This window comes from Actinoalloteichus sp. GBA129-24 (assembly GCF_001941645.1).
GTDB lineage: Bacteria > Actinomycetota > Actinomycetes > Mycobacteriales > Pseudonocardiaceae > Actinoalloteichus_A > Actinoalloteichus_A fjordicus.
The window spans coordinates 3,815,439-3,829,479 of record NZ_CP016077.1; the positions used below are offsets into that span (position 1 = coordinate 3,815,439).

1 protein-coding gene is annotated in these 14,041 nt (G+C 71.8%); it reads right to left on the minus strand.

From position 1 onward, the window contains the following. Positions 1 to 16 precede the first annotated feature (16 nt). Positions 17 to 14,014 carry a type I polyketide synthase gene (locus UA75_RS34615; protein ID WP_075741079.1) on the minus strand — a complete coding sequence of 4,666 codons (13,998 nt, stop codon included), beginning with the start codon at positions 14,012 to 14,014 and terminating at the stop codon, positions 17 to 19. Positions 14,015 to 14,041: the final 27 nt, after the last annotated feature.

A 14,041-nucleotide genomic window follows, 5' to 3' on the forward strand; every position in this document is an offset into this window, starting at 1 on the left:
GGTCGACGTGGTCATCTCATCCCTCCACTCGCGCGGTCGGGGACGCCCCGAGCGCCCGCTCGATCAGGGCGGCGGCGTCGAGGTCGTCGTACTCCTCGCCCGCACCGGCGTCCGCACCGGCGGCGTCGCCATCGGCAAGTCGCAGCAGCGTGTCCAGCAGGCCCGCCTTGCGGAACCGCTCCAGCGGTATCCCCGCGAGGGCGCGGCGCAGCTCGGCCTCGGCGGGGTCGGCCGGTTCCGCCGATTCCGGCAGAATTCCGGCGAGTAGCTCCCCGGCCAGTGCGGCCGGTGTCGGATGGTCGTAGACGAGCGTGGCGGACAACCGCAGCCCGGTGGCGGCGGTCAGCGCGTTGCGGAACTCCACGGCCGTCAGCGAGTCGAAGCCGAGATCGGCGAAGGCCCGTTCCACGTCGAGCTCGTGTGCGTCGTGGTACCCGAGTGCACCCGCTGCCTGCTCGCGGACCAGTCGCACCAGCATTCCGTGCCGCTCGCCGGGTTCCGTTGCGGCGAGCGCCGCCCGCAGTGCCGATCCGGAGCCGGTGTCCGCAGGCTGCTTCTCCCGCAGCGCGGCCGCCACCTCGGGAAGCTCGCCCAGCAGCGGGCTGGGCCGCAACGCGGTGAAACCGGCGGCGAACCGGGACCAGTCCACATCGGCCACGGTCACCGTGGTTCGGTCCTCCGCCAGGCTGCGGCGCAACGCGAGGATCGCGAGCTCCGGTGCCAGCAGTCGCAGACCGAGCCGTTCCAGCCCCTGCGCTGCCTCCGGACCGGAGACCATGCCGCCGCCGCCCCACGGTCCCCAGGCAACCGCCGTGGCCCTGAGTCCTCGGGCCCGGCGCAGTTCGGCGAGCCCGTCGAGGTAGGCGTTGGCCGCCGCGTAGGCGCCCTGCCCGCCGCTGCCCCAGATGCCCGCGATGGAAGAGAAGAGTACGAAGGCGTCGAGTTCGGTGTCGGCGAAGGCGGCATCGAGGTTGCGCGCCCCGGCCACCTTCGCCGCGAGGACCCGTTCGAATTGGTCGGAGGAGGTCTCGGCGAGGGTGTTCACCTCGGACACCCCGGCAGCGTGCACCACCACCCGGACCTGTTCGCCCTGTTCGGCCAGCCCGGACAACAACGCGGACAGCGCTTCGGCGTCCGAGGCGTCGAAGGCCGCGAGGGTCACCCTGACGCCGTACCCGCGCAACTCCTCGGCGAGTTCCTCCGCACCGGGAGATCCGGGGCCTCGGCGGCTGGTGAGCACCAGGTGCTCGGCGCCGCCGCCTGCGAGCCAGCGGGCGACCTGCCCGCCCAGCGCGCCGGTCCCGCCGGTGACGAGCGCGGTGCCGCGGGTCGCCCACTCCGGGCCGCCGGTCGCGGCACCCACCCGGACCAGACGTCTGCCGAACACCCCGGCGGACCGCACGGCAAGCTGGTCCTCGCCTGCTGCGCCGGACAGCAGGCCCGGCAACCGGCGCAGCACGCCCTGGTCCCGGGTAGCAGGCAGGTCGATCAGGCCGCCCCAGCCACGCGGGAACTCCAGGGCCGCGACCCGGCCCAGGCCCCACACCATGGCCTGCCCCGGATCGGTGACCGGGTCGCCCGGCCCGGTGCCGACCGCCCCCCGGGTGAGGCACCACAGCGGCGCTCCCAATCCGGCCCCGGCAAGGGCCCGCAGCAGGGCCAGCAGGGCATCGGCTTCGGCGCCGCCCTGCCAGCCTGCGGGGAAGAGCACTCCGGTCACGCCTTCGGCTGCGGCAGCCAGTTTCGCCGGGTCGTCCAGCGCATCCCGGTGCGCCAACCGAACCAGGTCGGACGCAGGACCGGTCAGTTCGGCGGTCACCTCGGCCAGGTACTCGTCGGCGGACTCCGGTTCGATCAGCAGCCAGCTGCCGAGTGCCACGGGTTCGCCGGGTGCGGCGAGCGGGGACCACCCGACGTCGTAGCGCCACGAGTCCGCGGTGGACGAATCGTGCAGCCTGCGTCGCCAGGAGTTCAGCGCAGGCAGCACCTCGCCGAGCGGGGCGTCCTCGGTCAATCCCAGGGTGTGGGTCAGATCGGCGAGGTCGGCCCGCTCCACGGCTTCCCAGAGCACCGTGTCCTCGGCGGCGGCTGTCGGCACCGACGGATCGAGCCAGAGCCGCTGTCGCTGGAAGGGGTAGGTGGGCAGCGCGATCCGCCTGCCGCCGCTCACGACGGGAGTCCAGTCCACCCGGCCGCCGTGCACGTGCCAGGCGCCCAGCGCGGCGGTGAAGGTGTCCTGCTCATCGGTGCTGTCCGCCCGCGCGGCCGGGATGAAGGACCGCTCCTGGTTCGCAGGCAGTCCGGCGGCGGCCAGCGCGGTGAGCACGGCGTCCGGGCCGAGTTCGAGGAAGCGGGTGACCTGAGCGGAGTCCAGGTAGGAGACGGCATCGCCGAAGCGGACGGTGGCCCGGACCTGCTCGACCCAGTAGCCGGGTGAGCACAGCTCGGCCTCGGTGGCGGGTGCACCGGTCACCGTCGACACCACGGCCGTCCGGGGCGGTTGGAAGTCCACGGTGGCCATGACGCGGCCGAAATCGGCGAGCATCGGTTCCATCCGGGGCGAGTGGAAGGCGTGCGAGACGCGCAGCCTGCGCACCTTCCGGCCTCGGGCGGCGAACTCCGCCCCGATCGCCAGCACAGCGTCCTCGTCACCGGAGACCACCACCGAGGCCGGACCGTTCACCGCCGCCAGGGTGGCGGCCCCTGGCACTTCGGCTCCAGCCGGCACTTCGGCTCCAGCCGGCACTTCGGCCCCGGACTGCGCCGCGATCCCCGACAGCAGCGGCCGCACCTCGTCGGCGGTGGCCTGCACCGCGACCATCGCACCGCCGGAGGGCAGCGCCTGCATCAACCTGCCTCGGGCGGCGACCACCCGGCAGGCGTCCGCCAGGGAGAACACCCCCGCGACGTGCGCTGCGGCCAGTTCGCCGATGGAGTGGCCGACCAGGTAATCGGCGCTGAGGCCGTGTGCTTCGGCGAGTCGGAACAGCGCCACCTCGTAGGCGAACAGCGCGGGTTGGCCGTAGCCGGTGTGGTCCAGCAGCGCGGCCTCCGGTGATCCCGGCTCGGCGAACACCAGCTCGGCGAGCGGGCGGTCCAGTTCGGCATCCAGGTAGGCGGCCGCAGCGTCGAAGGCCTCGGCGAACACCTCGGAGGCGGCATACAGTCCCCGGCCCATCCCGGCGTGCTGCGCTCCCTGACCGGTGAACAGGAAGGCCGCGCGGGCGCCCGGTCGCGCGATCCCGGTGAGCACACCGGCGGTCTGCTCGCCCTCGGCGAGGGCACGCAGCCCGGCCGTCAGCTCGCCGCCGTTCGCGCCCGACACCGTCGCGCGGTGCTCCAGCGTGGCGCGGTGGTGCGCGAGCGTGCGGGCCACATCGGCCGGGTCCGCCTCGCCGATGCCCGCAAGGAGGTTCGCGGCCTGGGCCCGCAGTGCCTCGGCGGTGCGGGCGGACACCAGCCACGGCGCGGGCCGGTCCGGTCGGTCGGCCGGTTCGACACCGGTCGGCGATTCGGGCGCCTGTTCCAGAATGGTGTGCGCGTTGGTGCCGCTGATCCCGAACGAGGAGACCGCAGCACGGCGCGGCCTGCCGGTCTCGGGCCAGGACATCGGTTCGGTGAGCAGCCGCACCGCGCCTGCCGACCAGTCCACCTTCGTCGTCGGCCGGTCGGCGTGCAGCGTCACCGGGAGCAGGCCGTGCCGGATGGCCTGGACCATCTTGATGACTCCGGCGACGCCGGCCGCCGACTGGGTGTGTCCGATGTTGGACTTGATCGACCCGAGCCACAGCGGCCGCTCCGGTTCGCGGCCGAGGCCGTACCCGGCGAGCAGGGCCTGTGCCTCCACCGGATCGCCGAGGGCCGTCCCGGTGCCGTGTGCTTCGACGGCGTCCACCTCGGACGATTCCAGGCCGGCGCCCGCCAGGGCCTGGCGGATCACCCGTTGCTGCGCGGGACCGTTGGGGGCGGTGAGGCCGTTCGAGGCGCCGTCGGAGTTGACGGCGGAGCCGCGCACGGTGGCCAGTACGTCGTGGCCCAGTCGCCGCGCCTGGGACAGCCGCTCCACCAGCAGCAGGCCGACCCCTTCCGACCAGCCGGTGCCGTCGGCCTCGTCGGAGAACGCCTTACACCGGCCGTCCGGGGCAAGCCCGCCCTGGCGGCCGAACTCCAGGAAGGCGTTGGGAGTGGACATCACGGTGACCCCGCCGACGACGGCGAGCTCGCACTCCCCGCCGCGCAGCGACTGGGCGGCCAGATGCAGCGCGACCAGCGAGGAGGAGCAGGCGGTGTCCAAGGAGATGGCGGGGCCCTCGAGCCCGAGCAGATAGGCGATCCGGCCGGAGGCAACGCTGCTCGCACTGCCGGTGAGCAGGTGTCCCGCGACACCGTCGGGGACCTCGGTCAGCGCGGCTCCGTACCCGGAGGAACCGGCGCCGATGAACACCCCGGTCGCGCTGCCGCGCAGGGCGGTGGGGTCGATTCCGGCGCGTTCGAACAGTTCCCAGCAGGATTCCAGCAGCAGCCGCTGCTGCGGGTCCATGGCCAGCGCCTCGCGCGGCGAGATCCCGAAGAAGCCGGGGTCGAAGGTGTCGGCGTCGTAGACGAAGCCGCCCTGCCGCTCGGCCGCGCTTCCGCCGAGGCCTGCGAGGTCCCAGCCTCGGTTCTCGGGGAACCGCGAGATCGCGTCGGTGCCGTCGACCACCAGCTGCCACAGGTCTTCCGGGGAGCGGACCCCGCCGGGGAACCGACAGCTCATCGCGACGATGACGATCGGGTCCTCGTCGCCAGCGGTGTCGATGACCGGTCCGGCAGGCGTCGGGCCGTCCTCGCCGAGCAACTCCGTTCGGACCAGGCGGGCGAGTGCGGCGGAGTTCGGGTGGTCGAAGGCCAGGGTGGTCGGCAGCGCGAGCCCGGTGGCCTCGGTCAGTCGGTTGCGCAGTTCCACGGCGGTCAGCGAGTCGAATCCGAGGTCCGAGAAGGCGCGTTCCGGGGCGATCGCGGCCGCGTCGCGGTGGCCGAGCACCAGGGCCACCTGTTCGCGGACCAGTTCGTCGATCGCCCTGTCCCGGTCGGCGGCAGGCAGGCCCGCCAGCCGTTGCCGCAACCGGTCGCCGGTTCCACCACCCGATGCGCCGTCCGCGACGGCCTCGACTGCGGCGGGGACGCCTGCCAGCAGCGGGCTGGCTCGTAGGGCGGTGAAGCCCGGTGCGAAGGCGGACCAGTCCACATCGGCCACCACGGTGGTGGTCAGCTGGTGCTCCACCGAGCTGTGGAGTGCGGTGACGGCGGCGTCGGGGTCCATCGGGCGCAGGCCTCGGCGGCGCAGGGCCTCCTCGGCTCCGTCAGCGGCGGCCATCCCGTCGCCGGACCACGGTCCCCAGGCGATCGAGGTGGCCGCGAGGCCGAGGGACCGGCGATGCTCGGCAAGCGCGTCGAGATAGGCGTTTCCTGCGGCGTAGGCCGCCTGGCCTCCGCTGCCCCAGATCGCCGCGATCGAGGAGAACAGCACGAACGCATCGAGTTCGGTGTCCGCGAGCACCTCATGGAGGTGGCGTGCCCCGGTGACCTTGGCGTGGATCATCTCGGCGAGATCGGCAACGGAGGTCTCGGCCAGCGACCGGAGTCCGGTCTGCCCGGCCGCATGCACCACTGCACGCACCGGGGTGCCCTCGGCCGCCAGCCGGGCGGTCAGGGCGGCGAGCGCCTCGCGGTCGGTGACATCGCAGGCGAGGACCTCGGCACGGGTACCGAGTCCGGTCAGCTCCTCGGTGAGGGCGGCGGCGCCCGGCGCGGCAGGCCCGCGCCTGCTGGTGAGCACCAGGTGGTCGGCTCCGGAGCGGGCCAGCCAACGGGCGATGTGCGCTCCGAGCCCGCCGGTGCCGCCGGTGACGAGCACTGTTCCGCGCGGCGACCAACCGGTTGCAGGCCCGGCCAGCGGTGCGGGCACGAGCCTGCGGCCCAGCACGGCGGATCCTCGGATGGCGACCTGGTCCTCGGTGCCGTCCGCGAGCACTCGGCACAACCGGGCGAGGCCGCGCCGGTCGAGGTTCGCAGGCAGGTCGATCAGCCCGCCCCAGCGGGTGGGTTGTTCGAGCGCCGCAACCCGGCCCAGGCCCCAGAGTTGGGCCCGTTCTGGGTCGGAGAGCGGATCGGAGCGCCCGGTGGTGACGGCGCCGTGGGTCAGCACCCACAGTTGCGCCCGGGAGTCCTCGGTGTCCAGGAGATGCAGCACGGTGAGCAGTTCATCCACCCCGGGGTCGGCCAGGATGATCTGCTGCGCGGTGTCGCGGGTGAGTGCCTCGGCGAGGTCGTCGTCCGAGAGACACAGCGGGGTGACGGTGGCACCGCCCACGCGCAGTGCCTCGGCGATGGCGTCGGTGTCCTCGGCAGCGCTTCCCGCCACGAGCAGCCACTCGCCTTCGGGGGTGTCGGGGCCGAGGTCCAGCAGCGGCTGCCAGTTCACCCGGTAGCGCCAGGATTCCAACTCAGACTGTGCGGCGAGCCTGCGACGCCAGGCGTTCATGGCGGGCAGCACGTCCCGCAGCGGCGCCTGGTCCACCCGCAGGGTGCCTGCCAGCGCGTCGAGGTCCTGTTCCTCGACGGCGGCCCAGAAGGCACCGTCGGTTCGGGTGTCGTATTCGGTTGTCGAGTGGGCGGCGGGTTCTGGCCAGTAGCGCTGGCGGTGGAAGGCGTAGGTGGGCAGGTCGATCCGCCGGGCACCGGGCAGCAGTGCGGCCCAGTCCAGCGGGGTGCCGGTGGTGTGCAGGGCGGCCATCGCCCCGACCAGGGTCTCGGCCTCCGGCCGGTCCTTGCGCAGCGCAGACACCACCGTGGCATCACCGACGATCTCAGCGACCATCGATGTGAGCACGGCTTGCGGACCCAACTCCAGAAAACGTGTCACCCCGGTACGGTGCAAAGCCTCGATACCGTCGGCGAACCGAACGCACTCCCGCACATGCCGAACCCAATAACCAGCGGTCGAGATCTCCTCGGCCGCCACCTCACCCGAGACCAACGACACCACCGGAAGCCGCGCCGACTCGAACCGAACACCCTCCGCCACCCCGGCGAACTCCACCAACATCGGATCCATCAGATGCGAATGGAACGCATGCGACACCACCAGCCTGCGAGTCTTGCGACCCAAGCTGGCGAAATGCGCCGCCACCGCCGACACCGCGACCTCGGCACCGGACACCACCACCGACCCCGGACCGTTCACGGCCGCAATACCCACCACATCCGACAACAGCGGCCGCACCTCGTCCTCCGACGCCGCCACCGCCACCATCGCCCCACCCTCGGGCAACGCCTGCATCAACCGACCACGCGCCCCCACCAGCCGACACGCATCCTCCAGCGAAAACACCCCCGCGACATACGCAGCAGTGATCTCCCCCAACGAATGCCCCGTCACCACATCCGGACGAACACCCCACGACTCCACCAAACGGAACAGCGCCACCTCAAACGCAAACAAACCAGCCTGCGCAAACACCGTCCGATCCAAAACAGAACCAGAGCCGGAATCGGAATCCTCGAACACCACCTCGCTCAACACACCTGGCAACAACCCGTCAAAACCCGCACACACCGCATCAAAAGACTCCGCGAACACCGGAAACGCGCCGTACAACTCCCGGCCCATCCCCACCCGCTGCGCACCCTGACCGGAGAACAGCACGGCCAAGCGGCCGGGCCCGGCGGCGATGCCGGTCACGACCCGTGGATCGACACGGCCGTCCGCAAGCGCCCCCAGGCCTGCGATCAGTTCCTCGCGGTCGCCGCCGATCACCACCGCGCGATGCGCATGCACCGATCGCGTGGTCGCCAGTGCACAGCCCACGTCGACAGGATCGATCTCCGGAGCATCCTCCACAAAGGACCGCAGTCGCGCGGCCTGCGCCCGCAGCGCCTCCGGGGATCGCGCCGAGACCGCCCAGGGCGTCACCGACACCGGCATCCGCACCGGCTCGGCTCCCGGCTCCGCAGGTACCTCCTCGAGCAGTAGGTGCGCATTGGTGCCGCTGACCCCGAACGAGGACACCCCGGCCCGCCTCGGCCGGTCGGTCACAGGCCACGGGGTCTGCTCCGTCAGCAGCGCGATCGCGTCGGAGGACCAGTCGACGTGCGGGGACGGCGCGTCCACGTGCAGCGTCTTCGGCAACACCCCGTGCCGCATCGCCTGCACCATCTTGATCACACCGGCAATGCCCGCCGCAGCCTGCGTGTGCCCGAGATTCGACTTCACCGAGCCCAACCACAACGGCTGTCCGTCCGGCCGATCCCGCCCGTAGGTCGCCAACAGCGCCTGCGCCTCGATCGGATCGCCTAGGCTCGTCCCGGTCCCGTGTGCCTCGACGGCGTCCACCTCCGAGGCGTCGAGACCGGAGTTCGCCAGGGCCTGCCGGATCACCCGCTGCTGGGAGGGACCGTTCGGCGACGTCAGGCCGTTCGAGGCGCCGTCGGAGTTCACCGCAGAACCCCGCAGCACCGCCAACACCGGATGCCCGTTGCGCCGCGCGTCGGACAGCCGTTCCAGCAGCACCAAACCGAGGCCCTCTGACCAGCCGGTACCGTCCGCCGCCTCGGCGAACGCCTTGCAGCGGCCGTCGGCGGCCAGTCCGCGCTGTCGGCTGAACGCCACGAAGGCACCCGGGGTGGCCATCACCGTGGCCCCGCCCGCGAGTGCGAGATCGCATTCCCCCGAGCGCAGCGACTGCGCCGCCAGGTGCATCGCCACCAGCGAGGAGGAGCACGCGGTGTCCACCGTGACCGCCGGGCCCTCCAGCCCGAAGGCGTAGGCGACCCGGCCGGAGACGACGCTGGCCGCGTTGCCGGTGCCGGAGTGCCCCTCGCCTGCGTCGACGGCGCCCATCAGCGCCAGCTGGTAGTCCTGCCCGTTGGTGCCGACGAAGGCACCTGCCCGGCTGCCGCGCACGTCGATCGGATCGATGCCTGCGCGTTCGAACAGCTCCCAGGAGCCTTCCAGCAGCAGTCGCTGCTGTGGGTCCATCGCCAGTGCCTCGCGCGGCGAGATCCCGAAGAAGCCGGCGTCGAACCCGGCGGCGTCATCGAGGAAGCCGCCTTCGGCGACGTAGCTGGTACCGGGGTGGTCCGGATCAGGGTGGTAGAGCGAATCGACATACCAGCCTCGGTCGCGCGGGAAGCCGGCGATCGCGTCGGTTCCGGTGGCGAGCAGCTCCCACAGCTCGTCGGGGTTGTGCACCCCGCCTGGGAAACGACAGCTCATCGAGACGATCGCGATCGGCTCGCCGGTCTCGGCGTGGGCCGAGGACGGCGCTGCTGCCGATCCGCCTGTTCCCACGATCTGCTCGGCCAGGTGGCCAGCCAGCAGGGCGGGGGTCGGATAGTCGAAGACGAGGGTGGCGGACAGCGGCAGGCCGCTCGCGGCGCCGAGCAGGTTGCGCAGCTCGACGGCGGTCAGCGAGTCGAAGCCGAGATCACGGAAGGCCCGGTCCGCGTCGATCGCTGCCGAACCGGAGTAGCCGAGTATCCCGGCCGTCTGTGCCCGGACCAGTTCAAGCAGCGCCGCGTGCTGTTCGGCCTGCGTTCGGCCGGCCAGCACCTCGTGGAGCCCGAGATCCGCTGCCGACGAGGCCGGGGCGACGACGCCTGCGGCTTCGGGCAGCTCGCGCAGCAGCGGGCTGGGGCGGGTGCGGGAGAGCACCGGGGTGTAGCGACTCCAGTCGATATCGGCGACGACCACATCGGCGCCGGGATGCCAGACCGCCCGGCCCAACGCGGTGACCGCGAGGTCCGGCGACATCGGCAGCACCCCGCCGCGCCGGGTGCGCTGGGCCGCCAGTTCGTCGGCGGCCATTCCAGTCCCCGCCCAGCTGCCCCAGGCGATCGCGGTGGCAGGCAGGCCCTGTCCGGTGCGCCACTGCGCGAAGGCGTCCAGTGCCGCGTTGGCCGCCGCGTAGCCGCCCTGCCCCGCAGCACCCACCGCGCCGGCGAGTGAGGTGAACAGCACGAACGCCGAGAGATCCGTACCCGAGGTCACCTCGTGCAGGTTCATCGCAGCCTGGACCTTGGCCTCCATCACGGCGGCGAGGCGGTCGGTGCTCAGTCCGGCCAGCACGCCGTCGTCGAGTACGCCTGCGGCGTGCACGACGGCGCTGAGCGGGGCGTCCTGGGGTACCGCCGCGAGCACCGCGCGCAGTTGTTCCGTCGAGGCCGCATCACCGGCGAGGGCGTCGGCGCGGACTCCGAGATCGGTCAGTTCCGCCACGAGTTCGGCGGCGCCGGGAGTGTCCGGACCTCGGCGACTCGCGAGCAGGATGTGTTCCGCGCCGTTGCGGGCGAACCAGCGGGCCGCGTGCGCGCCGAGCGCACCGGTACCGCCGACGATGAGCACCGTGCCACCGCCTCGCCAGCCGTCCGGACCAGCCGTGAGCCTCGGCGCCCGAACCAGACGACGGGCGAGCAGTCCGGTGCCTCGGACCGCTATCTGGTTCTCCTCGCCCTGAGCCAGGGCGGTGAGCACCCGGCGGATGCCGCGCTCGTCGGTCGCCGAGGGCAGGTCGATCAGCCCGCCCCAGCGGTCCGGGTGCTCCTGCGCGATCACGCCGCCGAGGCCCCACAGCGCGGCCTGCACCGGGTGTCGCACCGGGTCCTGCTCACCCACGGAGGTCGCGCCGTCGGTGAGCAGCCACAGCGGCGCCGTCACGCCGGTGTCCCCGAGTGCCTGCACGAGGGTGGTGGTGGCCGCAAGACCGACGGTCAGTCCCGGATGATCCGGGTGCTGCCTCTCGTCCAGCGCCAGCAGCGAGACCACCCCGGCGAAGCTCTGCCCGGTGTGCGCCCGCAGGGCTGCGGCGACGGTCTCCCGGTCTGCTGTCGCTCCCGGCTGTTCGAGCACCACGGGTTCAGCGCCGATGGCGGCGAGACCGTCGGCAAGCGCGGTCGACCAGTCGGCTCCGGTGTGCCCCGGTGGGACGATCAGCAGCCAGCGACCGGCGGGGCGTAGGTCCTCGACGACGAGCGGCGCCCAGGAGATCCGGTAGCACCAGGAGTCCACGGTGGACAGCGATTCGCGTTCGCGGTGCCACTGCGCGAGGGCGGGCAACACCTGGTCGAGCGGCGCGTCATCGGCCACCCCGAGGGCGCGGGCGAGCTCCCGGTCGGCCACCAGGTCCCAGAACGGGTCCTCGGCAGCGGCGGCGGCGGGCTCGGAACCGGCGAGCCAGTATCGTTCCCGCTCGAAGGCGTAGGTGGGCAGGTCGATCCGTCGGGCGCCAGGCAGCAGTGCGGCCCAGTCCAACGGGGTGCCGGTGGTGTGCAGGGCGGCCACGGCGGCCAGCAGCGTTTCGGCCTCGGGCCGGTCCTTGCGTTGGGCGGGCACGGCCGTGGCGTCCTCGACGATCTCGCCGATCATCGAGGTGAGCACTGCCTGTGGACCCAACTCCAGGAACCGCGTCACCCCGGTGCGGTGCACCGTCTCGATGCCATCGGCGAACCGAACACAGTCCCGCACATGCCGCACCCAATAACCAGCGGTCGAGACCTCCTCCCCGGCCATCTCACCCGACACCAATGACACCAGGGGAAGCGCCGCAGGCCGATAATCCACCGACTCCGCCACCGCCGCGAAATCAGCCGACATCGGCTCCATCAACGCCGAGTGAAACGCATGCGACACCACCAAACGACGAGTCCGACAACCCAGACCGGCGAAATGCCGCTCCACCACCGCGACCGCATCCTCGGCACCCGACACCACCACCGACCGAGGACCATTCACCGCCGCGACATCCACCACACCCGACAGCACCGGACGAACCTCGTCCTCCGCCGCCCCGATGGCCACCATCACCCCACCAGCGGGCAACGCCTGCATCAACCGACCCCGCGCCGCCACCAGACGACACGCATCCTCCAGCGAGAACACCCCCGCGACATACGCAGCAGTGATCTCACCCAGCGAATGCCCCGTCACCACATCCGGACGAACACCCCACGACTCCACCAAACGGAACAGCGCCACCTCAAACGCAAACAATCCAGCCTGCGCAAACACCGTCCGATCCAACACAGAACCAGCACCAGAATCGGAATCGGAATCCGAGCCCTCGAACACCACCTCACTCAACACACCCGGCAACAACCCATCAAAAGCGGCACACACCGCATCAAAAGAATCCGCAAAAACCGGAAACGCGCCATACAACCCACGACCCATCCCCACCCACTGCGCACCCTGACCCGAGAACAGAACGGCCAAGCCACTTCCCCGCCCAGCCACACCCGACGACACCGACGGATGCCTCTCCCCAGCCACCACCGCACGCAGACCCGCCACCACACCCACCCGATCGGCAGCCACCACCACCGCACGATGCTCCAACTCCGCGCGCGAGACACCGAGGGAGTAACCGAGGTCCGTGAGGGCCAGTCCGGGGCTCTGCTCGACGAAGGACAGCAGGCGGGCCGCCTGCGCGGACAGCGCCGCCGAGGAGCGCGCCGAGACACGAAGCGGGACGAGCGCAGCGGGCTCGGTCGACGGCTCCGGCTTCTCGGCAGCCGTCGCCGTCTCGGAATCCGCTGCCTGTCGGGAACCCACGGCCTGCCGGGAATCCGCTGCCTTCTCGGCGTCCGCGACAGCCGCCGGGGCCTGTTCCAAGATGACGTGCGCGTTGGTGCCGCTGACCCCGAAGGCGGAGATGCCGATCCGGCGCGGGCGTTCGGTCGCGGGCCAGGCCTGCGCCTCGCGCAGCAGCTCGACGTTCCCGGTGGACCAGTCCACGTGTGAGGTCGGTTCGGTCACGTGCAGGGTCTTGGGCAGTGTGGAGTGCTTCATCGCCAGCACGGCTTTGATGACGCCGGTGACCCCGGCTGCGGCCTGGGTGTGCCCGATGTTCGATTTCAGGGTGCCGAGCCAGAGCGGCTGGTCGGCGCGCCGGTCCTTGCCGTAGGTGGCCAGCAGCGCCTGTGCCTCGATCGGGTCGCCCAGCGTCGTCCCGGTCCCGTGTGCCTCCACCGCGTCCACATCGGCGGCGGCCAGCCGGGCATCGATCAGTGCCTGGCGGATGACCCGTTCCTGGGAGGGACCGTTCGGCGCGGTCAGCCCGTTCGACGCGCCGTCCTGGTTCAACGCCGAGCCTCGGAGCACGGCGAGCACCTCGTGCCCGTTGGCGCGGGCGTCGGAGAGCCGCTCCACCATCAGCAGGCCGACGCCCTCACCCCAGCCGGTGCCGTCGGCGTCATCGGAGAACGCCTTGCATCGGCCGTCGACCGCGAGGCCGCGCTGCCTGCTGAACTGGACGAACGAGCCCGCATTGGCCAGGACCGCCACCCCGCCCGCGATCGCGAACTCGCACTCCCGTCTGCGCAGGGCCTGCGCGGCCAAGTGCAGGGCCACCAGCGAGGAGGAGCAGGCGGTGTCGATGGTGACCGCAGGACCCTCCAGCCCGTACACATAGGACAACCGGCCCGAGGCGACGCTGGCGGAGATGCCGGTGAGCAGGTGCCCCTCGACGTCCTCGGGAACGCTGCGCAGCCCGGTGGCGTACCCGGAGAGCCCGGCACCGACGAACACCCCGCCTGCGGCGCCCTTCACCGAGGTGGGCGCGATACCGGCGCGCTCGAACAGCTCCCAGGTCGCCTCGAGCAGCAACCGCTGCTGCGGGTCCATCCCGAGTGCCTCGCGCGGGGAGATGCCGAACAGCGAGGCGTCGAACCAGCCCGCGTCGTGCAGGAACGCCCCTTTCCTGGTGTAGCTGGTGCCGGGCGCGTCCGGGTCCGGGTTGTACAGCGCCTCGAGGTCCCAGCCCCGGTCCTCCGGAAACCCGGTGACGGCGTCCTCGCCTGCGGACAGCAGCTCCCACAGATCCTCGGGGGAGCGGATGCCGCCGGGGTACCGGCAGCTCATGGACACGATGGCGATCGGCTCGTGGTCCGCCGCCTCGCGCTCGCGGAGCCGTTCGCGCGTCTCGTGCAGATCGACGGTGACTCGCTTCAGGTACTCGCGGAGCTTGTCCTCATTCACGCTCTACACCTTGCCTACGCAGCAGTG